The following is a 19725-nucleotide window of genomic DNA, read 5'->3' as shown; positions in this document are numbered from 1 at the left end:
CCGGACGACACCTGCCGGACGCCGCCGGGAACCGGCGACAGGGCCAGGCCCCATGCCGCCGCGACCGAGGCGCCCGCGGCGATCGAGGCGACGACCGCGGCACGCATCGGCGAGCGGTGGAGCGCCGGGGCGGAGGGGGCCACGGTCGGGACGGGCGCGTAGGAGGGGGTGGACGGCATACGGAACCCGCGTGGCGGGAGCGGGATGCGCGGTCCGGAGCGGGACGGCTCGGCCGGGGCGGCGGCGGGCTCGGCGACGAGGCTCATGAGGGCCGATCGCAGGCCCTGCGGCACGCCGCCGGTGTCGGCGCGCAGCGACGCGACGATGCGGCGCTCTTGGTCCGCGGCGGCGCGGCAGAGGGCGCAGCACACGAGGTGACGGTCGTAGACGTGCAGGATCGCCGGCGGGAGGGCCCGGTCGACGTACGCGCGCACGTGATGGCGCAGGTGGGGCGTCACGACGGCATCACCGGTCCGGTCATCGCGTCCCTGCCGCGACCCGACGTCCGGGAAGGCGCAGGCCGGCGCGAGCGGTCCGCGACTCGGGCCTGGACACGACCTCGGGGGCGCGATGCGCGAGCGCCTCGCGCAGCTGCGCACGGCCCCGGTGGATGCGGGAGCGCACGGTGCCCAGCTTGACGCCGAGCGTCGCGCTGATCTCCTCGTAGGACAGGCCCTCGATGTCGCAGAGGACGACCGCTGCGCGGAACTCCGGCGCGAGGGCGTCGAGCGCGCGCTGGACGTCGTCGTCGAAACGGGCGTCGTGGTAGGTCTGCTCGGGACCCTTCTCGTAGCTCGGCAGCCGGCCCGCCGCGTCCTCCGGCAGGGCGTCGAAGCGGATCCGCTGCTTGCGGCGCATCTTGTCGAGGAAGACGTTGGTCGTGATGCGGTGCAGCCAGCCCTCGAAGGTTCCGGGCTGGTAGGAGCTGAGCGAGCGGAAGACGCGCAGGAAGACGTCGTGCGTCAGGTCCTCGGCGTCGTGGGGGTTGCCCGTGAGGCGGTAGGCGAGCCGGTAGACGCGGGCGGAGTGCTGCTCGACGATCTCCTCCCACGTGGGAGGGGTCCACGTCGAGTCGGTCTCGCTCGTCACTGGGGTGGTCAAGATGAACTCGGCCTTTCACGGGAACTGTTGACCGGGTCAACGCCCGGGCACGGTCATTCGTTCCCCACCATGGTCGCGAACCGCCGTTGGGCCCACCCTTGGATAGCCTGTGGATCCGCTGTGGATCGCCGCGGACGGGCGGGACCTCGCGGTCAGGCCTGGTCGGACCCGTCGTGGGGCGTCGCCTCGTGGTGCCGCCTCCCGTGCGTGCGCAGCCGCTCCTTCATCTCGGCCTCGTAGAGGTGCCGACGGCCCCCGACGAGCTCCTCGCGGGCGGCGGCCTCGAGCCGCTTGAAGGTGGCGTAGTAGCCGTCGTCGTACTCCTCGACGAGCTGGAAGGTCCAGCGACCCTCGATGACGTTGCGCCCAACGAGCTCCTCGGCGATCCGGTCGGCGAGCGCGCCGTGGCCCGCCTCGCGGAGCAGGTCGACGGCCTCGCCGAGCGTGAGGTCGCCCATACCGGTGAGGCGGTGGAAGCCGTAGAGGTGTCCGCGGGCGTCCTCGACGACCTCGAGCGCCTCGCTCAGCTTGCCGAGCGCCTCGACGGTCGCGTCGGTTGTTCCGGCGGGTCTGCGGTGCGCGGGAATCGGCTCGTCCATGAGGGCACCCTAGGCGCCCGGACGGCCCGGTGGTTCGCAGTAGGGTGACGGACATGAGCACCCAGAAGGTCGCCGCCTGGTCGCACGCCGAGGGGTTCGTCGCCCCGACCGCGGAGATCGAGCAGGCCCGGAGCCGTGGCGAGGCGCTCGGCGCGATGCCTGTCGGCGCCGGTGTGGGGGCTCTCCTGCAGGTGCTCGCCGCGGCGATCGGCGCCAAGGCAGTGATGGAGATCGGCACCGGGGCCGGCGTCTCGGGGCTCTGGTTGCTCGGCGGGATGCCCGTCGACGGGGTCCTCACGACGATCGATCTCGAGGCCGAGCACCAGTACGCCGCCCGCGACGCCTTCGCGGCGGCCGGCATCGCCCACCAGCGCACCCGGGTCATCACCGGCCGCGCGCTCGACGTCCTCCCTCGGATGACCGACGGTGCCTACGACCTCGTCGTCGTCGACGCCGACAAGCAGGAGTACCCCTCCTACGTCGAGCAGGCCGCGCGCCTGCTCCGTCATGGCGGCACGCTCGTGCTCACCTGGAGCGACGCCGAGTCCGACCCGGCCAACCGCGACCCCCAGACGCGGACGCTGCGCGAGGTCGGCCGGACCCTGCGCGAGCGTGACGACTTCGTCGTCGCCCTCCTCCCGGCCGGCGACGGGGTCCTCGTCGCCGTCAAGCGCTGAGCGGCCCGGTCGAGCCGCCTGACATCCACCCCACCCCGCGGGTATGCCGCTGAGCCGGCCCGCGCGAGCCGGCTCAGCGGCATACGTGCCTCTTTGTCGGGCGTTATCGCGCCGCTTCGGACTGCCTGATAACGCCCGTGTCACGTTGACATCACGGACGGGTCACGGCGCGCTCGCTCTAATGGTCGGCACAGGGGAAGGGAGGTGAAACACATGACCCCAATCACCATGACCGAGCTCGAGTCCGAGAGCATCGAGCTGCTCCCGGAGAAGGAGACGCTCTGGTTCAACACGAAGTGGGCCGGCATCACGGCAACGAACTCGTCGCTCGCACTCAACGCGGCAACGTTCTTCTCGAACGCGACGGCGACGTCGCAGCAGATGATTTCCGTCAACCAGTGAGCTTGCACCGTCCGGTGTCGCGACGCGCGCGAGGGGCGCGAGCCGCGACGCCGGGCGCCGACGGAAGAAGGTTGTCATGCTGACACCGACCGTCGTCACACACGACGACATCGACACGCAGCTGGTGGAGTGCCTGCCAGAACGGGAGACGCTGTTCCTCGACATCACCATCGCCCCGGTCATCGGGGTGAACCTGGCGGTGGCGGTCAACGCGGCCACGATCAACGGCACCGCAACGGCGTTCGCGACCCAGCAGCTGACCAGCTTCATCCACTAGGACGAGGCGAAGTGCTGGTGCGCGGCCCCCAACCGCCGCGCACCAGCACTTCTTCGTGAGCGACCACCGAACGGGGGGACGCCGTGGGGGAACCGGCGCAGGTGCAGGGGGTCGAGGCGGCAGGGTCTGCCGACGCGACCGAGGACGTCCGCTGGGCGCGCACCGAGGGTGTGTCCCTGCTCGGGGCGGTCCGCGACTCGGGGCTGCAGTCGACTCCCCACCTCGTCCGTCGGGCGGACGGGCAGGTCATCCAGGTCTCCCAGCTGCTCGGGCTCGTCCTCGCCCGGATCGACCCCCGGCGCCCCGTCGAGGACATCGCGCGGGCCGTCAGCGTGGCCTACGGGCGCACCCTGCCCCCGGACGGCCTCGACTACCTGCTCCGGACCAAGCTGCAGCCGCTCGGCGTCGTCGCGCCGCTCGGCCCGCACCCCGCACCGGCCGTGACGGCCGCGCCCCGGGCAACCCCGGTCCTCAGCCTCGGCCTGAGGGGAACACTCATCCCGCAGTCCGTGGTGCGCCCCCTCGCCCGGGCCCTCTCACCCCTGTTCCACCCCGTCGTCGTCGTCGCAGCGCTCGTCGCCCTCGTCGTCATGGACGTCCGGCTGCTCCTCAGCGGGGACGTCATGAGCGCCCTGACGGACGTGCTCGCCACCCCGACCCTCCTGCTCGTCCTCTTCGCGCTGTCGACGCTCGGCGCCATCGCCCACGAGCTCGGGCACGCGACCGCCTGCTCGTACTCCGGCGCCGACCCCGGCCGCATCGGCTTCGGCGTCTACCTGCTCTTCCCGGCCTTCTTCACCAACGTCACCGACTCGTATCGGCTCGGTCGCGCCGGACGCCTCCGCACCGACCTCGGCGGCCTCTACTTCAACGTCCTGTGCCTGCTGGCGTTCGGCGCGGTCCACGCGGCCACCGGCAGCGGCCTGCTCCTGCTCCTCATCGTCCTCACCCACGTGGAGATGGTCGAACAGCTCCTGCCGACCGTCCGGTTCGACGGGTACTTCGTCCTCACCGACCTCACCGGCATCCCGGACCTGTTCTCCCGGATCCGGCCCGTGCTGCGCACCCTCGTTCCCGACGGGCGGCCGCCGGACCCCCGCGTGGCCGAGATGTCGGCCACGGCGCGCCGGGTGGTCGTCGCCTGGGTGCTCGTCGTCGTCCCCCTCATCGCCGTGGGAACGGTCTGGACCCTCGTCCACCTGCCGGAGATCGTCCGGACGACGCTCGAGTCGATGGTGACCCAGGTGGAGCTGTGGCGCACCGCCTGGGCGCAGGGCGACTACGCCGCGGTCGCCCTGACGTCCATATCGGCATTTCTGCTTCTCATCCCCCTTGCAGGTCTAGCGTTGTTTTTGTACCGGATCGTTCTGTTGGTGGCCAGGGCCGCGCGTCGGCGGCTAGGCCTCGTCTCCAGGCAGGGGCTCATGAGCACGACCGACCCAGCACCGACGTCCACTCCCGTGATGCCCGTCAACGGCCAGGCACCACCCGCACCGGGGCCGGTCGCCGCACCGCCGCCACCGGCAGCCGCGCCCGGATCGGGTGCCACGGCGGAGCGGGTGCCCCCCGGAGCGTCCGTCGGGGCCACCGACTCCGGGCGCGCGAGCCAGCTGCCCGTGGACGGGGGCAAGGCGGACCAAGCGGATCGGTCGGGACCGCCCGACGGCGCCCCGGAGGCGACCCCCGAGGGCGCGAGCAGGCGTGCCGACTGGTCCACCTGGTTCAGCGCCGACGAGCTGACGGACGACACGTTCTTCGGACCGGAGCGGCCCGTCGCCCGGTCGGGGTGGCGACGTGCGGTCGGCGCCGCCACCGGCGGGAAGATCGCCCTCGGCCCCGGCGCTGCCGAGCAGCGACGCGACGCGATTGCCGCGCGGGTCAGAGCCCCCATCGACGGGAGCCGGCGGATCGTCGTCATGAGCCGCAAGGGCGGCGTCGGCAAGACGACCGTGACCGTGGCGTTGGGCGCCACCTTCGCGATGCGGCGCGGTGACCGTGTCGTCGCCGTCGACGCGAACCCCGATGCGGGCAACCTCGCGCGGCGCATCGCCGGCGACTGCCCACGCACCATCACCGACCTGCTCGCAGACGTGGAGGCGGTCGACACGTTCTCCGCGATGCGGCGCTACACGTCACAGTGCGACGAGTCCCGGCTCGAGGTCCTCGCCTCCGATGACGACGCCCGGATCAGCCAGGGCCTCGACAGGCCGGGCTACCGCCGGGTCGTGTCCCTTCTCGACCACTACTACAACCTCATCCTCCTCGACACGGGGACCGGGATCCTCGACAGCGCCAACCAGGGGCTCATCGCCGAGGCCGACCAGCTCGTCCTCGTCCTGCGCCCTGCCCTGGACGGGGCCAGGGCAGGTGCGCAGACCCTCGACTGGCTCGACCAGCACGGCTACGCCGACCTCGTCTCGTCCGCGGTCGTCGTCATCAACGCCGTCACCCGCCCCGAGGACCACACGGTTCGCATCGTCACCGACCACTTCGCCCAGCGCTGCGCTCACGTGGCGCAGGTCCCGTGGGACCCCGCACTCGAGACGGGCGGACGCACGACGCTGTCCCGGATGGCGCCGCGGACGCAGGAGGCGTTCGTCGACGTGGCGGCTGCGGTGGCGGACCGGTTCTCCACGATGGGCGGTCGCTGACATGGCCGGCAGATGGGCCCGCGGGGCCATCGCGGCCCTGGCCGTCATGGGGGCGGCCCTCGTGCTGCCCTCAGGCGACGCCGCAGCCGAGCACTCACGGGCCATGGTCGTGGCCGCGGCGCACGCCGGGCCGGGAACTCCCGACGACTCCGACACCCAGACGCTGTGGTCCCAGGTCGGGCGCGGGGGGCGCGCCACCGCAACCGCCACCGCCTCGTCGACCTGTGACGGGTGCTCCGGCCGAGCCGACGCCGTCGAGGTGGTCCGGGCCCACGGGGGCGTGACCGCCGAGAACGTCGCGGCCGCGTGGTCCACCTGTGTCGACTGCTCCGCGCGGGCCGTCTCCGTCCAGGTCGTGCTCGTCGCCCAGGATGGCCCGGTCACCGCGACCAACCGCGCGCTCGCCGTCAACGCCGCGTGCACTCGCTGCTCGACCGAGGCCGTCGCGGTCCAGCTCGTCCTCGTGGGGGCTCGACCCGAGGGGCTCCCTGCTTCGGCCCGCAAGCTGCTCGACGACCTCGTCGCGACGCTCGGCGCCGACCCGGCACCCTCGAGCAGCGCCCGCAGCGCCCGCCCGGGCGGGACGAACGAACCTGCCGTCGCCGCCACCGCCCGAGAGCTGCAGAACGCTGCCGGTGCGGCCTCTGTCACGATCCACGTCGATCGGAAGACCGGATCGACCTGATCCATCCGAAAGGGTGTGTTCGGCCTCGGGGGAGGGGGCGTCCGCACCATGACCGAGGGGGATGTCATGGCACGTCCGACCAGGCTGCGCGCAGCGCGGCCCGTCAGGGAGCCCCGGTGGAAGCTCGGCCTCCTCGGCGACTGGCGCCTGCAGGACGGCGAGGGGAGGGTGGCCCTGCTCCACCGCGAGCGCCTCCTCGTCGCCTTCCTCGCCCTGCACGGGTCCCGGCCCCGCGGCTACGTCGCGGGCATCCTCTGGCCCGACGCCAGCGATGCGCACGCCCGCGCCAGTCTCCGGCAGGCGCTCCATGCGGTCCGGGCCCAGGCTCCGGGGCTCGTCGAGGCCGGCGCGGACTCCCTGTCCCTCGCGTCCGGGGTGTGCAGTGACGTCGACGTCCTCCGGGAGTGGTGCGACCGGGTCGAGCGCGGCGCCGAGCACCTCTCGCCACAAGCGGCCGTCGAGGCCCTGCGGATCCTGCCCGGACCCGAGCTGCTCCTCGGCGAGTTCGAGGAGTGGGTCCTGACGGAACGGGGCCGCATCCAGCGCGCGCGCCTGCGGGCCCTCGAGGCGCTCGCCGTCCGCCTCGCGTCGTACGAGCTCCACCAGCACGCCATCGCCGCCTGTGAGCGTGCTGCCGAGATCGAACCGCTCCAGGAGGGCCCGGCCCACACCCTCGTCTCGATCTACGTCGCCCTCGGCAACCGGGTCGACGCCATGCGCGCCTACCACGCGTTCCGAAGGCGCCTCTGGGACGAGCTGCAGGCCGAGCCGTCGCCGAAGATGACGGCACTGCTCGCGTGCGGGCACCCAGCGGCATACGACGTGCTGGCCGAGCTGCGCGAGGCGGGAGACGCAGAACGGCTCCCGACCGTGGGGTCGGGAGCCGTTCTGGAGAGAAGGGGAGGCTTCAGCTGACGCCGTCGCACCCCTGGATCGCGTCGCGGAGCGCCGCGGCCTCGTCAGGGGTCATCTCGACGACGAGCCGTCCGCCGCCCTCCAGGGGCATGCGAAGCACGATGCCGCGACCCTCCTTGACGACCTCGAGCGGTCCGTCTCCGGTCCTCGGCTTCATTGCTGCCATGGTTCCCCTTCCATAGGAATCCGCGTCTTTGACCCCCATTATTCCGTGTCGCAGGGACGAGACCTAATCGGGATGTGACAGAGGGCACGCCCATGGCCGTCCGCTTCCGTCGGGGCGACGAATGGGACAGAGTGACCACCATGACGCAGCCGCCCACTGGACCTGACGACGTGACCAGCCCGCAGCCTCCGGACGACCGACCGGTCGTCGTCGAGACCTCGGACGGGGTCGCCTGGGTGCGGCTCAACCGGCCCGAGGCGATGAACAGCCTCAACCTCGCCATGAAGGAAGCCCTCCTCGCCGCCCTGCGCGAGGCGGCAGACGACCCGGCCGTGCGGTGCGTCGTGCTGACGGGCACCGGTCGGGCGTTCTGCGTCGGGCAGGACCTCAAGGAGCACGTCCAGAGCCTGGCGAGCGCCGACTCGACGCTGGCCACGACGGTCACCGACCACTACAACCCGATCGTCACGCTGCTCGCCACGATGAACAAGCCCGTCGTCGCCGCGCTCGGGGGGGTCGCGGCCGGGGCGGGGCTCAGCTTCGCGCTCGCGTGCGACGTCCGCATCGCCGCCGAGGGGGCCGGCCTCAACACCTCGTTCGCGGGCATCGCGCTCTCGTGCGACTCGGGCGCCTCGTGGACGCTCCCCCGGCTCGTCGGACCGGCCCGGGCCAAGGAGCTGCTCATGTTCCCCCGCACGGTCCCGGCCGAGGAGGCCCTGTCGCTCGGGCTCGTGACGCGCGTCGTCCCGGCGGCCGACTTCGAGGACGCGGTGCGCGAGCTGGCGACGACGCTGGCGCAGGGCCCGACGCTCGCCTACGGGTCGATCCGCAGGGCGGTCGCGGTGAGCTCGGGTGCCGATCTCGCCACCTCGCTCGCGCATGAGGCGCAGCTGATGGAGCTGACCGGCCGCAGCGCCGACCACCGGGCCGCCGTGGACGCGTTCCTCGCCAAGGAGAAGCCGGCCTACACCGGCACCTGAACCTCGGTCCCGCCTGGCGGCCGGCCGTATGCCGCATCGTCTGCACGACACGGGGGTGAGCACCCCCGACTACGTCAGATGAGGCAGCAGGGCAGCTTCGAGCAGGAGGCGTGCGGGCAGCGCACGGGGCTCGTGTCGCCGCACTGACCCGCTCGGGCCGCCGGTCCGCATCAGCACCCCGCCCCGGGAATCCCGGGTAGGGCGGGGCGCCGTAGGGCCGTGACCGCCGGTCGCCGATCGTCTCGGGCCGCCTCGCGGTGGGCCCGCTCGATGCGGACCAGCTGGCGTCGGGGGTCGGCCGCCCGCGCGGCCCGGGTGACTCCGATGACCGTGATCCCCGCCAGCGCGAGATCGCTGCCGCTCTGCTCGAGGTCGTCGAGCCGGACGAGCCGTCGCTGGACCGCCTCGATGAGGATGGCCCTCGCCTGCCGTCCCCCGGCGACGGCCGCGGCATCGACCACGGCCCTTGCCGCCGAGCAGGAGGGCGGCGACGAGGCGCTGCCGCTCGGTGGGCAGGCCGGTGTCGAGCATGAGAACGCCGGGCAGGAGCAGGCGCCAGTCCCGTCCGAGGCGCCATCGGAGGAGCGCGAGGGGTACGCCTCGGACGCGGGGTCGTCTGCCCGGAACGGGGGTCCGAACCCCCGCGACGGGCAGACGACGACGCAGCGCACTCCGGTGCGGGAGGGGGTGCGCAGTCGCCGGATCAGACCTCGCGAACCATCACGGCGGGTAGTCGCTCGGGGGGACGAACCGCCACAGCTCGTCGGTCCACCAGTACTGGCAGACGACGAAGACGACGAGCAGCGGCACCGCCCGCACGAGCAGGCGCGGCCACGTGTTGCCGCGGCGGTCGGACCACCCCGCCCCGAGCACGACGACGAGCAGGGGGAAGAGCGGCACGAGGTAGCGGAAGATGCTCGTGAACGGGTCGAGAACCACCCCGAGGTAGGCCGGGTAGGCGAGCGACCACGTGCGCAGGTCGGCACCGAGCGCCCTGGCCCACGGCCCCGCGACCATGGCGACGATGACGATCGGGGTGACGATCAGCCAGAACGGACCCCACGTGTCACCGAGGAAGTAGCGCGCCTTGTCGAGCCACGGCACGAACGGCTCGACGGTGGCATACCCGCGCCAGGCCGCCATCGTGTCGGTGTAGGCGCTCGAGACCCCCGTCCGCCACCAGGCGATCGCCGGCCAGAGCAGCCCCGCGACACCACAGCCGACGAGCGCAGCGAGCATGGCGGCATACGTCCTCGGGGCGATGGGCCGCTCGGCCCGCTCCCGCCAGCGCAGCACCACGACGACGAGGGTGACGATCCCGAGGGGCACGCCGATGGGGCGCGAGAGCCCGACGAGCACGGCGACCACGGTCGCCACGAGCCACCGCTCGCGCGAGAGCGCGTAGAGGTAGCCGACGAGGAGGAGCATCGCGAGCGACTCCGTGTAGGCGAGCTGGAGCGTCACGGAGGCGGGAAAGCTGGCCCAGAGGACCACGACGAGGTATGCCGCAGGGTCGCCGATGCGGTCGCGGAGCAGCAGTCCGATGAGCACGGCTGCCCCGAACCCGCAGAGAAGCGCCACCGTCGATCCGACGACCGGGAAGTCGAGGCCGGTGACCGCCATGCCCGCGCGGGCGAGGAAGGGGAAGAGCGGGTAGAAGGCCCAGGGGTTCTGCTGGACCTTTCCGGTGCCGTCGGTCGGGAGGGTGTCGGGGTAGCCGTGCTGGGCGATCCACTGGTACCACTGGCCGTCCCAGAGGGCCGTGAACGGGAAGTAGGTGACGGGCACGTCGTCGCCGCCGGTCATCCCGCTCGGCACCTGGTGGGGCATGACGAGCAGCAGGATCGTCGTCGTCACGACCCGGCACAGGGCGTAGGCGACGAGCACCCACGCCACGAAGGTACGCGTCGGGACCGCGGTGACCGGGCGCCTCGTGGCGAGGTCCGGAAGGGTCGTCATGCAGGCTCCGCGGGCTCCGTCGGCTCCGAGGTGCGCTGTAGCTCCGGCTCCGGCTCCGGCCCCGGGTCCGGCTCCGGCTCCGGCTCCGGCTGCGCAGGTGCGACCTGCTCCCCCGGCTCGACCCGTTCGACCGGCCGCGCGACCCCGGCCTCGCCCCGGAGCACGGCGATCTCCTCGTCCTTCTCGCGCAGGGCTCGCCGGAGCCGGTCGACGACCCCGTCGACCTGGCTCATGCGGTAGCCGCGGGCTGTGACGTCGAAGACGAGCTCGTCGAAGTCGGCGTCGTCGATCTCGCCCTCGGGCAGCGGCTCGTGGCTGAGCGACGAAGTCGGACGGCCCATACCCCCGCCGACGAGCCCGAGCAGGAGCGCGACGACGAAGCAGATGACGACGATCCCGACGAAGAGGATGAACCAGTTCACGACGACGGCCCCTCGTGCTCGATGATGGTCCGGACGGCGACGTGCGGGTCGTCGGTCAGCGTGAGGCGCTCGATGTCGCCGGGGCTGATCATGCCGTCGGCCAGGACCCGCTCGCGGAGCCAGTCGACCAGCCCCTGCCAGTACGCGGTGCCCATGAGCACGACCGGGAACTGCGTCACCTTCTGCGTCTGGGCGAGCGTGACAGCCTCGAAGAGCTCGTCGAGGGTGCCGAAACCGCCAGGCAGGACGATGAACCCCTGGGAGTACTTGAGGAACATCGTCTTGCGCGCGAAGAAGTAGCGGAAGTTGATGGCGAGGTCGACGTAGTCGTTGATCCCCGTCTCGAACGGCAGCTCGATCCCGAGACCGACGGAGGTCCCCTTGGCCTCGTAGGCGCCCTTGTTGGCGGCCTCCATCGCGCCGGGACCGCCGCCGGTGATGACGGCGTACCCCGCCTCGGCGAGCAGCCTGCCGATCTCGATCCCCAGGGCGTATGCCGGGTCGTCGGGTCGCGTGCGCGCCGACCCGAAGACCGCCACCGCCGGGCCGAGCTCGGCGAGTGCGCCGAAACCCTCGATGAACTCCGACTGGATGCGCATGACGCGCCACGGGTCGGTGTGGAGCCAGTCGCTCGGCTGGCGCTTGTCGAGCAGGCGCTGGTCGGTCGTCGTCGACGGGACGCGGCCGCGACGGAGGGTGACAGGACCGGTCTGGCGCCGGTCGAGGCGCGGTGGCACCTCGGGTGCGATGTCTTCGCTCACAGGCACACCTTAGGCGGCGCCGGCCGAGGTCAGGCGAGCCACCGCAGGAGCGCGCGCTCCGCGGAGACGTACTGCTCGACGGGGCACCGCTCGTCGTCCATGTGCGCGAGGTTGGGGTCGCCGGGGCCGTAGTTGACGGCCGGGATGCCGAGGGCCGAGAACCGCGCCACGTCGGTCCAGCCCTCCTTGGGGTTGACGCCGCGCCCGAGGGCCTCGACGAACTCCTTCGCCGCCGGCAGGTGCAGCCCGGGCCGGGCCCCGGCCGCGGCATCCGTGAGGACGACGTCGAAGCCCTCGAAGACGTGCTGCACGTGGGCGAACGCCGCCTCGACGTCCTTGTCGGGCGCGAACCGGTAGTTGACCGTCACCGTGCACCGGTCGGGGATGACGTTGCCGGCGATCCCGCCGCGGATGCCGACCGCCTGCAGGGCCTCGCTGTAGTCGAGGCCGTCGACGTGGACGACCGCCGGCTCGTAGGCGGCGAGGCGGGCGAGGACGACCGCTGCGTCGTGGATGGCGTTGTGGCCCTTCCAGGGGCGGGCCGAGTGCGCCGCGATGCCCTTCGTCGTCACCTCGGCCCGGAGCGTGCCCTTGCACCCGCCCTCGATGGAGTCACCGGTCGGTTCGAGCAGGACCGCGAAGTCGCCGGCGAGCAGGTCCGGGCGGGTGTCGCCGACCCGCGCGAGGCCGTTGAACCGCCCGTCGATCTCCTCGCACTCGTAGAAGAGGAACGTGAGGTCGCGCGACGGCTCGGTCAGCTGGGCGGCGAGGCGGAGCATGACCGCGACGCCCCCCTTCATGTCGACCGTGCCGCGGCCCCAGAGCTCGCCTCCGACGCGCCGGGTCGGCAGGTTGGGCGGGGTCGTGAGCGGCACCGTGTCGATGTGCCCGGCGAGGATGACGCGCTCGGGCCTACCGAGCGTCGTCCGGGCGATGATCGTGTCACCGTCGCGGACCACCTCGAGGTGGCCGAGCGGCCGCAGCACCGCCTCGATCGCATCGGCGAGAGCGGCCTCGTCCTGGCTGACCGACTCGATGTCGCAGACGGCGGCGGTGAGCGTCGTGACGTCGCTGCTCAGGTCGAGGACGGCGGGGGCGGGCGAGAGGTCGGTGGGCGGCATACGGCGAAGGCTAGCCGTTTCGACCGACCGTTCCGCGGTCCGGCCGCGGTTCGCCGCCGGACGGGCTGCCGCATACCCTTGGGGCCATGTCGGAGCAGCGCAGCGCATGGGGACACGGACTCGTCACGAGCACGGACGGCGGACAGGTGCTCGACACCTGGTACCCCTCCCCCGCGCTCGGCGAGCCGACGGCCGAGGCAGAGGCTCCCGAGGGACTCGACGGGCTGGCCGCCACCGACGCGCTGAGAAGGGTGCGCACGGAGGTCCGTCGCGTCGTGATCGACCTCGACGCCGCCCCGGCCGACGTGCCGGACGCCTACCTGCGCCTCCACCTGCTCTCCCACTGCCTCGTGGCCCCCAACACGATCAACCTCGATGCCATCTTCGGGATCCTGCCCAACGTCGTGTGGACCAACCACGGCCCGTGCGCCGCCGACGGCTTCGAGCAGACCCGGCTGCGCCTGCGCGCCCGCGGGCCGGTCCAGGTCTTCGGCGTCGACAAGTTCCCCCGGATGACCGACTACGTCGTCCCGCCGGGGGTGCGCATCGCCGACGCCGACCGGGTCCGCCTCGGCGCGCACCTCTCCCCCGGCACGACGGTCATGCACGAGGGCTTCTGCAACTTCAACGCCGGAACGCTCGGCACCTCGATGGTCGAGGGACGCATCGTCCAGGGTGTCGTCGTCGGCAACGGTTCCGACATCGGCGCCGGAGCGTCGATCATGGGCACGCTCTCCGGCGGCGGCACGGAACGCGTGAGCATCGGTGAGCGTTGTCTCGTCGGTGCCAACGGTGGCATCGGGATCGCGCTCGGCGACGACTGCGTCGTCGAGGCGGGCCTCTACGTGACGGCCGGGACAAAGGTGACGATGCCCGACGGCGCCGTCGTCAAGGCCCGCGAGCTGTCGGGTGCGAGCAACATCCTCTTCATCCGCAACAGCGAGTCCGGCGCGGTCGAGGCCCGAGCCCGGAAGGGGACCGGGATCACGCTCAACGCCGCGCTCCACGCCAACGACTGACCGCACGACGACCGCCACGACGACGACCTAGGGACACCATGCTGCTCGACCGACAGGAACCGGCTGTGGCCGATTCCCACCGGCCGCACCGGACCGAGCGCCAGAAGCGCCGCGGGCGGATCGCGCTGCTCGTCATCGTCCTCATCGTGGCGTCGGCGGGCTTCCTCGGCACGCGGTTCCTGTGGAAGAGCGTCCAGACGCCCGAGTGCACGATCACGGCCGGGGGCATGACCGAGACCTTCGACCCCGAGCAGACCGGAAACGCGGCCCTCATCTCGGCGCTGTCGATGAAGCGCGACATGCCGCCCCGGGCGGCGACGATCGCCCTGACGACCGCTTTCCAGGAGTCGAAGATCCGCAACATCCGCTTCGGCGACCGCGACTCGGTCGGGCTCTTCCAGCAGCGGCCGAGCCAGGGCTGGGGCACGACCGAGCAGATCCTCGACCCCGTCTACGCGACGAACAAGTTCTACGACGCGCTCGTGAAGTACAAGGGCTACGAGACCGCCGACATCACGAAGATCGCCCAGCGGGTCCAGCGGAGCGGCTTCCCTGAGGCCTACCGCGACCATGAGAGCCAGGGCCGGGTCCTCGCCTCGACGCTGACCGGGCACTCCCCCGCCGGCCTGACGTGCCGCCTCGACGAGGCCACCGCACACGCCGCGCCCCGGGCTGTCGCCGCGGACCTCGCCCGCCAGATGGGCATCACGACGGCGACCGCCGGGGACGGCGTGCTCACCGTGACGGCACCCGACGTGCGTCGTGCCTGGGCCGTCGCGCACTGGGCGGTCGCGCGCGCGGCGCAGTACGGCGCGACCGCCGTCTCCGTCGGGGACCGGACGTGGGAGCGCTCGGGGGGCGACGCGGGCTGGTCCGGCGGCACCGACTCGACGACGGTCACGATCAAGCTGGCCTGAGCCCGGCGGCATACGCCCGGTCCCTCGGAAGCCCGAGGACCCGGCGCCCTTCACGTATGCCGCTGGGCCCGGGACGCCCGAAGGCCCGCCCCTGCTGGGGCGGGCCTTCGGGCGCTCGCTCGGGGACTGGCTCGGTCTCGCGCGGCGGGACCGCCCGTTGATCAGGAGGCGGGGTAGTCGCGCTCGGGCTCGCCGATGTAGATCTGGCGAGGGCGGCCGATCTTCGTCTCGGGGTCGTTCATCATCTCGCGCCACTGGGCGATCCAGCCGGGCAGGCGGCCGAGGGCGAAGAGGACCGTGAACATCCGCTCGGGGAAGCCCATCGCCTTGTAGATGAGGCCCGTGTAGAAGTCGACGTTGGGGTAGAGGCGACGCTCGACGAAGTAGTCGTCGGCGAGGGCGACCTCTTCGAGCTGCTTGGCGATGTCGAGCAGCGGGTCGTTCTTGCCGAGCTTGCCGAGGATCTCGTCGGCGGCCTTCTTGATGATGGCGGCGCGGGGGTCGTAGTTCTTGTAGACCCGGTGGCCGAAGCCCATGAGGCGGACGCCGTCCTCCTTGTTCTTGACCCGGTCCATGAAGGCCTTGGGGTCCTCGCCGCTCTCGTGGAGCTGGCCGAGCATCGACAGGACGGCCTGGTTGGCGCCGCCGTGGAGCGGGCCGGAGAGGGCGTGGATGCCCGCGGAGACCGAGTTGAAGAGGTTGGCGTGCGCCGAGCCGACGAGGCGGACCGTCGAGGTCGAGCAGTTCTGCTCGTGGTCTGCGTGGAGGATGAAGAGCAGGTCGAGCGCCTTGACGACCGTCTCGTCGAACTCGTACGGCTCGGCCGGGAACCCGAAGGTCATCCGGAGGAAGTTCTCGGTCAGGCTGAGCGAGTTGTCCGGGTAGAGGAACGGCTGGCCGACGCTCTTCTTGTAGGCGTAGGCGGCGATCGTCGGGAGCTTGGCGAGGAGGCGGATCGTCGAGATCTCCACCTGCTCCGCGTCGAAGGGGTCGAGGCTGTCCTGGTAGAACGTGCCGAGCGCCGAGACGGCCGAGCTGAGGACCGGCATCGGGTGGGCGTCGCGCGGGAATCCGTTGAAGAACGCGCGGAGGTCCTCGTGCAGCATCGTGTGCCGGCGGATGAGGTCCTCGAAGTTGCCGAGCTCGTCGGAGGTCGGGAGCGTGCCGTAGATGAGCAGGTAGGCGACCTCGACGAACGTCGAGCCCGCGGCGAGCTGCTCGATCGGGTACCCGCGGTAGCGCAGGATGCCCTCGTCGCCGTCGATGTAGGTGATCGCGCTCTTGCACGAGGCGGTGTTGACGAAGCCCACGTCGTACGTCACGAGCCCGGTCTCCTTGAGCAGGGCGCCGACGCCGAGCCCGTTGTTGCCGTCGACGGCCTCCACACCCGGGAACGTGAGTTCCTTGTCTGCGACCGAGAGAGTCGCGTCCACTGCCTTCGTCACTGTCTGTTCGCCTCCTGTCGGTCCGGCACCAGGACGCCGGACGTGTCCGCACGCGACGTTACCCCAGCGGGGTCCCGCAAGAGAAAACCGCCTCGGACGCCGGGCAGCCCTCCCACCGCCGGGCTGACCGGGTGGTCAGAGCCGGGCGCAGGCCGCGGCGACCCGCTCGTCGGTGGCGGTGAGGGCGATCCGCACGTGCTGACGTCCGGCCTCGCCGTAGAAGGCGCCGGGCGCGACAAGGATCCCCCTGTCTGCAAGATCGGAAACCGTTGTCCAGCAGTCCTCTTCGCGCGTCGCCCAGAGATAGAGGCCCGCCTCGGAATGGTCGACGCGCAGCCCGGCGCGGGCCACGGCGTCGAGCAGGAGGGCCCGCCTCCGGGCGTATGCCGTCCGCTGCGTCTCGACATGCGTGTCGTCGCCCAGTGCGACCGTCATGGCGTGCTGGACGGGCGCGGGGACGATCATGCCGGCATGCTTGCGGACCTCGAGGATGCGTCCGATGAGCTCGGGATCGCCTGCGACGAACGCGGATCGGTATCCAGCGAGGTTGGACTGCTTGGAGAGCGAGTAGACGGCGAGGAGCCCGTCGTGACTTCCTTCACACACGTCGGGGTGCAGGATGCTCGGCGTCGTCCCGACGGTGCCGTCGCGCCAGTCGAGCTCGGCATAGCACTCGTCGCTCGCGACGATGACCCCGTGCTGGCGCGCCCACCGCACCACCTTGCGCAGGTGCTCGACACCGAGGACCTGGCCGTGGGGGTTGCCGGGGCTGTTGAGCCACACCAGCTTCGGGGTGGTCGAGGGGGTGAGCGGACCGAGGCTCGTCAGCGACTGCGCCACGACGGCCGTCGCGCCGGCGAGGCGCGCCCCCACGTCGTAGGTCGGGTAGGCGATGGCCGGGATCCCGACGAGGTCGCCGGCGCCGATCCCGAGCAGGGTCGGCAGCCAGGCGACGAGCTCCTTCGAGCCGATCGTCGGCAGGACCGCCCCCGGCTGGAGGCCCGTGACCCCGCGGCGCCGCTCGAACCAGGCGCAGATGGCCTCACGGAGCTCGTCGGTGCCGGCCGTCGTGGGGTAGCCAGGGGCGTCCGCGGCCGCTGCGAGCGCCCGCTGCACAACCTCCGGGGTCGGGTCGACGGGGGTGCCGACGGACAGGTCGACGATGCCGTCCGGATGCGCGACCGCTCGCGCCTTGTAGGGCGCGAGCGAGTCCCAGGGGAAGTCGGGCAGGCCGAGCGGCGTCAGCGCGACACTCACTCGTCGTGTTCCTGCGGCGGGAGGGCCGCGATGATCGGGTGGTCCTTGTCGATCATGCCGAGCTTGGCAGCGCCGCCGGGGCTGCCAAGGTCGGTGAAGAACTCGACGTTGGCGGTGTAGTAGTCGGCCCACTGCTCGGGGACGTCGTCCTCGTAGTAGATGGCCTCGACCGGGCACACCGGCTCACAGGCGCCGCAGTCCACGCACTCGTCGGGGTGGATGTAGAGCGACCGCTTGCCCTCGTAGATGCAGTCGACCGGACACTCCTCGATGCACGCCTTGTCCTTCAGGTCGACGCAAGGCTGGGCGATGACGTAGGTCATGGGAGAGCGGACCTCCTGCTTGGAGAGCGGTGCGAGAGCGGATGCTGCACGGCCTAGTATGCCGGACATGAATGGCGACACGGCGAGTGACCCCAACCCTGAGACGGCAGGACACCGGCTGTCCGCGGGCCTGACGATCGGGGGCCGTGTCGTCGTGCGCTACCGCCTCGAAGAGGGGTCCGATGCGAGCGCGACGGACTTCGTGGGCGAGCTCATCGCCCGCAACGACGACTTCCTCATCGTCGACACCCGCACCGAGCGCGTCAAGCTCATCCGGGCCGACGTGATCGCGGCCAAGGACGTGCCGCCGCCCGCCAGTCGCGCGGGCCGCCCGCACGAGCGTGTGTCGGCTGACGACCTCGAGAAGCTCATGGCCAAGGGCTGGGAGCCGGTCGAGCGCGGGGGGCTCGGGGACTGGATCCTTCGGGCTGCGGCCGGCTTCACGGGGCGGGCCAACTCCGTGCTTCCCGTCGGCGACGCGAGCCTGCCCCTCGACAAGGCCATCGACTTCTGCGAGCGGTGGTACGCCGAGCGCGACCTGCCGACGATCTTCCAGGTGCACGGCGAGCCGGGCTTCGACGTGACCTCGGTGCCGGTCGGCGACGCGCTCCTCGAGCGCGGCTACCTCGCCGGTGGCGGACGCGACGACTGGGACCGGGTCCTCGTCATGACCGGGGCGTCCGCGGCCGTCCCGCCGCTCACGATCGAGTCGGCGCCGGTCGTCGCCGACGCGGCGCTCAGCCCCGAGTGGCTCCTCGCCTTCGGCGAGCAGCGCCCCATCGTTCCGGGGGCCACCGAGGCGGTCCTCACGGGCAGCGACGGGCAGCTCTTCCTGTCGATCCGTGACGAGGAGAGCGGCCGCATCGTCGCGCTCGCGCGGATGGCGATCCATGTGGGCTGGGCGGGCATCTTCGGGGTGTGGGTGCACCCCGAGCACCGGCGCCGCGGCCTCGCGACGACGCTCGTCTCGGCCATCGCCATGGTCGCGCGCGAGAACGCCATGCCGGCCATCTACCTGCAGGTGTCGGCCGACAACGCCCCGGGGGTCGACTTCTGGCGTTCGCTCGGCTTCGACGTCCACCACGAGTACACCTACCTCGTCCAGCCGTCCGCCTGACGGTCGCCGGGCCCCCTCCCCCGCGCCGGGTCGGGGGCTCAGCCGGCGAGGTCGGTGCCGCTCGCGCCGGGCACGCGGGCCCACGTGCGTGGGTCGACCCGCGCGAAACCCTCCCGAGCGGTCGTGCGGACCGCGATGAGGTTGGACAGGGCGTGGACGTCCTCCGAGGCGACGATGACCTGCGTCGCGTGCGCCCGGAGCGCGTCGTTCTTGACCGTGCGTGCCCGATCGTCGACGACGTGGTGGCTCACGAGCCCGTCGTCGACGACCGACGGAGGGAAGGGGTCTCCCTCGGCAGGGAGGACGAGCGAGGGCGCCGGCGCCGGCCGGTCGTATGCCGCCGGGTCCTGGTCGTGCAGCCACGCGCGGTCCTCGCGAGCCCAGGACGTGGGGGTGACGATCTCGAACGCGGCGGCGGGCAGCTCTGCGGCGCCGAGCATGGCCAGCGCGGCGCGGGTCACCCGGTGGGTCTGGATGTGGTCGGGGTGGCCGTATCCGCCCTGCGGGTCGTAGGTGACGACGACGTCGGGACGCACGTCGCGGATGACGGCGACGACGAGACCGGCCGCCTCGTCGAGATCGGCGTTGACGAAGGCCTCCGGTCGCGCCGCGGCGGGTGACCCGGCCATCCCGGAGTCGCGGAACCGGGAGAGGCGCCCCTCCGCCGCGCCGAGGACGCGCAGGTGGGCGCCGATGCGGCGCAGGGCCTCGGTCAGCTCGGCATGCCGGTGCGGACCGAGGAGGTCGTCCTCGTGGCCCTCGAGCTCGGCCAGGTCCGGAGGGATGACCTCACCCTCCTCGCCGAGGGTGCACGTGAGCACGTGGACCTCGTCGCCGAGAGCGACGTGGTGCGCCATGGCGATCCCGCACGTCAGCGTCTCGTCGTCGGGGTGGGCGTGGACGAAGAGGAGTCGGCGTGGCAACGGGGCCT

23 protein-coding genes are annotated in these 19725 nt (G+C 72.1%); 10 read left to right on the top strand and 13 right to left on the bottom strand.

Annotated features, from left to right (window positions below; translation table 11 throughout):
- The 3 genes from N865_RS13540 to N865_RS13530 all read right to left on the bottom strand — a co-directional run.
- Positions 1 to 458 (bottom strand): anti-sigma factor family protein (locus N865_RS13540; protein ID WP_034806895.1); only part of this gene is annotated, 458 nt, incomplete at its 3' end.
- Between the two features lie 19 nt (positions 459 to 477).
- Positions 478 to 1101, bottom strand: coding sequence for an RNA polymerase sigma factor SigE (gene sigE / locus N865_RS13535; protein ID WP_034806893.1), 624 nt, complete (start codon positions 1099 to 1101; stop codon positions 478 to 480).
- A 152-nt stretch (positions 1102 to 1253) separates the two neighbouring features.
- Entirely contained in the window at positions 1254 to 1700 is a 447-nt protein-coding gene (locus tag N865_RS13530) for a hypothetical protein (protein WP_034806891.1), read from the bottom strand.
- Positions 1701 to 1753: 53 nt separating this feature from the next.
- On the opposite strand from N865_RS13530, the gene N865_RS13525 reads away from it, so the two are divergent.
- From N865_RS13525 to N865_RS13505, 6 genes are all read left to right on the top strand, one after another.
- Positions 1754 to 2377, top strand: coding sequence for an O-methyltransferase (locus N865_RS13525; protein WP_034806931.1), 624 nt, complete (start codon positions 1754 to 1756; stop codon positions 2375 to 2377).
- 213 nt (positions 2378 to 2590) lie between these two features.
- Positions 2591 to 2779, top strand: coding sequence for a hypothetical protein (locus N865_RS22755; RefSeq protein ID WP_157557699.1), 189 nt, complete (start codon positions 2591 to 2593; stop codon positions 2777 to 2779).
- A gap of 76 nt (positions 2780 to 2855) precedes the next feature.
- The gene (locus tag N865_RS13520) at positions 2856 to 3056 is read left to right on the top strand and encodes a hypothetical protein (protein ID WP_034806889.1); all 201 of its coding nucleotides are present in this window, start codon (positions 2856 to 2858) and stop codon (positions 3054 to 3056) included.
- An 83-nt stretch (positions 3057 to 3139) separates the two neighbouring features.
- Complete coding sequence (locus N865_RS21840; protein ID WP_157557698.1) at positions 3140 to 5707, top strand: MinD/ParA family ATP-binding protein; 2568 nt, start codon at positions 3140 to 3142, stop codon at positions 5705 to 5707.
- Position 5708: 1 nt separating this feature from the next.
- Positions 5709 to 6392: a hypothetical protein gene (locus N865_RS22750; RefSeq protein ID WP_034806886.1), complete on the top strand. Its 684-nt coding sequence runs from the start codon at positions 5709 to 5711 to the stop codon at positions 6390 to 6392.
- A 66-nt stretch (positions 6393 to 6458) separates the two neighbouring features.
- Complete coding sequence (locus N865_RS13505) at positions 6459 to 7307, top strand: AfsR/SARP family transcriptional regulator (RefSeq protein WP_169735743.1); 849 nt, start codon at positions 6459 to 6461, stop codon at positions 7305 to 7307.
- Here the strand turns inward: N865_RS13505 and N865_RS22300 are convergent.
- Positions 7300 to 7473: a DUF3117 domain-containing protein gene (locus N865_RS22300; protein ID WP_076262632.1), complete on the bottom strand. Its 174-nt coding sequence runs from the start codon at positions 7471 to 7473 to the stop codon at positions 7300 to 7302. The genes N865_RS13505 and N865_RS22300 overlap by 8 nt on opposite strands.
- 140 nt (positions 7474 to 7613) lie before the next feature.
- Between N865_RS22300 and N865_RS13500 the strand changes: the two genes are divergently transcribed.
- Positions 7614 to 8453 (top strand): enoyl-CoA hydratase/isomerase family protein, encoded by an 840-nt coding sequence (locus N865_RS13500; RefSeq protein WP_084328218.1) that lies wholly within the window; start codon positions 7614 to 7616, stop codon positions 8451 to 8453.
- Positions 8454 to 8623: 170 nt separating this feature from the next.
- On the opposite strand, the gene N865_RS13495 is transcribed toward N865_RS13500, so the two are convergent.
- From N865_RS13495 to dapE, 5 genes are all read right to left on the bottom strand, one after another.
- Positions 8624 to 8914, bottom strand: coding sequence for a hypothetical protein (locus tag N865_RS13495; protein WP_034806878.1), 291 nt, complete (start codon positions 8912 to 8914; stop codon positions 8624 to 8626).
- Positions 8915 to 9173: 259 nt separating this feature from the next.
- Positions 9174 to 10412, bottom strand: coding sequence for a diguanylate cyclase family protein (locus N865_RS13490; protein WP_051510562.1), 1239 nt, complete (start codon positions 10410 to 10412; stop codon positions 9174 to 9176).
- Positions 10409 to 10834 (bottom strand): hypothetical protein, encoded by a 426-nt coding sequence (locus N865_RS13485; RefSeq protein WP_034806876.1) that lies wholly within the window; start codon positions 10832 to 10834, stop codon positions 10409 to 10411. The genes N865_RS13490 and N865_RS13485 overlap by 4 nt, the downstream gene beginning before the upstream one ends.
- Positions 10831 to 11601, bottom strand: a complete 771-nt coding sequence (locus N865_RS13480; protein WP_157557696.1) for an LOG family protein — start codon at positions 11599 to 11601, stop codon at positions 10831 to 10833. Before N865_RS13480 ends, N865_RS13485 begins: the two co-directional genes overlap by 4 nt.
- 23 nt (positions 11602 to 11624) lie before the next feature.
- Entirely contained in the window at positions 11625 to 12716 is a 1092-nt protein-coding gene (dapE, locus tag N865_RS13475) for a succinyl-diaminopimelate desuccinylase (protein WP_034806874.1), read from the bottom strand.
- Between the two features lie 86 nt (positions 12717 to 12802).
- On the opposite strand from dapE, the gene dapD reads away from it, so the two are divergent.
- Together dapD and N865_RS13465 are read left to right on the top strand one after the other, a co-directional pair.
- On the top strand, positions 12803 to 13735 hold the full coding sequence (gene dapD, locus N865_RS13470) for a 2,3,4,5-tetrahydropyridine-2,6-dicarboxylate N-succinyltransferase (protein WP_034806872.1): 933 nt from the start codon (positions 12803 to 12805) through the stop codon (positions 13733 to 13735).
- Between the two features lie 65 nt (positions 13736 to 13800).
- Positions 13801 to 14652, top strand: a complete 852-nt coding sequence (locus N865_RS13465; protein WP_245603760.1) for a hypothetical protein — start codon at positions 13801 to 13803, stop codon at positions 14650 to 14652.
- A gap of 161 nt (positions 14653 to 14813) precedes the next feature.
- On the opposite strand, the gene N865_RS13460 is transcribed toward N865_RS13465, so the two are convergent.
- From N865_RS13460 to fdxA, 3 genes are all read right to left on the bottom strand, one after another.
- Positions 14814 to 16097 carry a citrate synthase gene (locus N865_RS13460; protein WP_084328212.1) on the bottom strand — a complete coding sequence of 428 codons (1284 nt, stop codon included), beginning with the start codon at positions 16095 to 16097 and terminating at the stop codon, positions 14814 to 14816.
- Positions 16098 to 16232: 135 nt separating this feature from the next.
- Positions 16233 to 17354 (bottom strand): succinyldiaminopimelate transaminase, encoded by a 1122-nt coding sequence (gene dapC, locus N865_RS13455; protein ID WP_281173499.1) that lies wholly within the window; start codon positions 17352 to 17354, stop codon positions 16233 to 16235.
- Positions 17351 to 17677 carry a ferredoxin gene (fdxA, locus tag N865_RS13450; RefSeq protein WP_034806868.1) on the bottom strand — a complete coding sequence of 109 codons (327 nt, stop codon included), beginning with the start codon at positions 17675 to 17677 and terminating at the stop codon, positions 17351 to 17353. The genes dapC and fdxA overlap by 4 nt, the downstream gene beginning before the upstream one ends.
- A 67-nt stretch (positions 17678 to 17744) precedes the next feature.
- On the opposite strand from fdxA, the gene N865_RS13445 reads away from it, so the two are divergent.
- A complete protein-coding gene (locus tag N865_RS13445) occupies positions 17745 to 18794 on the top strand; it encodes a GNAT family N-acetyltransferase (RefSeq protein ID WP_245603759.1) in 1050 nt (349 codons plus the stop codon).
- A 38-nt stretch (positions 18795 to 18832) separates the two neighbouring features.
- On the opposite strand, the gene mshB is transcribed toward N865_RS13445, so the two are convergent.
- Entirely contained in the window at positions 18833 to 19717 is an 885-nt protein-coding gene (gene mshB / locus N865_RS13440) for an N-acetyl-1-D-myo-inositol-2-amino-2-deoxy-alpha-D-glucopyranoside deacetylase (protein ID WP_034806864.1), read from the bottom strand.
- Positions 19718 to 19725: the final 8 nt, after the last annotated feature.

Source organism: Intrasporangium oryzae NRRL B-24470, assembly GCF_000576595.1.
GTDB classification, from domain to species: Bacteria; Actinomycetota; Actinomycetes; order Actinomycetales; family Dermatophilaceae; genus Intrasporangium_C; species Intrasporangium_C oryzae.
The sequence above is the reverse complement of the archived record's forward strand: the minus strand, read 5'-3'. Positions and strand labels throughout refer to the sequence as shown.

Excerpts from the sequence above, each read along its gene's own strand:
- N865_RS22755 (WP_157557699.1), top strand. The coding sequence starts at position 2,591 with ATGACCCCAATCACCATGACCGAGCTCGAGTCCGAGAGCATCGAGCTG.
- N865_RS13530 (WP_034806891.1), bottom strand. The coding sequence starts at position 1,700 with ATGGACGAGCCGATTCCCGCGCACCGCAGACCCGCCGGAACAACCGAC.
- dapE (WP_034806874.1), bottom strand. The coding sequence starts at position 12,716 with ATGCCGCCCACCGACCTCTCGCCCGCCCCCGCCGTCCTCGACCTGAGC.
- N865_RS13490 (WP_051510562.1), bottom strand. The coding sequence starts at position 10,412 with ATGACGACCCTTCCGGACCTCGCCACGAGGCGCCCGGTCACCGCGGTC.
- N865_RS22300 (WP_076262632.1), bottom strand. The coding sequence starts at position 7,473 with ATGGCAGCAATGAAGCCGAGGACCGGAGACGGACCGCTCGAGGTCGTC.
- N865_RS13520 (WP_034806889.1), top strand. The coding sequence starts at position 2,856 with ATGCTGACACCGACCGTCGTCACACACGACGACATCGACACGCAGCTG.
- N865_RS22750 (WP_034806886.1), top strand. The coding sequence starts at position 5,709 with ATGGCCGGCAGATGGGCCCGCGGGGCCATCGCGGCCCTGGCCGTCATG.
- N865_RS13445 (WP_245603759.1), top strand. The coding sequence starts at position 17,745 with ATGAATGGCGACACGGCGAGTGACCCCAACCCTGAGACGGCAGGACAC.
- dapD (WP_034806872.1), top strand. The coding sequence starts at position 12,803 with ATGTCGGAGCAGCGCAGCGCATGGGGACACGGACTCGTCACGAGCACG.
- N865_RS13505 (WP_169735743.1), top strand. The coding sequence starts at position 6,459 with ATGGCACGTCCGACCAGGCTGCGCGCAGCGCGGCCCGTCAGGGAGCCC.
- N865_RS13525 (WP_034806931.1), top strand. The coding sequence starts at position 1,754 with ATGAGCACCCAGAAGGTCGCCGCCTGGTCGCACGCCGAGGGGTTCGTC.
- fdxA (WP_034806868.1), bottom strand. The coding sequence starts at position 17,677 with ATGACCTACGTCATCGCCCAGCCTTGCGTCGACCTGAAGGACAAGGCG.
- N865_RS13500 (WP_084328218.1), top strand. The coding sequence starts at position 7,614 with ATGACGCAGCCGCCCACTGGACCTGACGACGTGACCAGCCCGCAGCCT.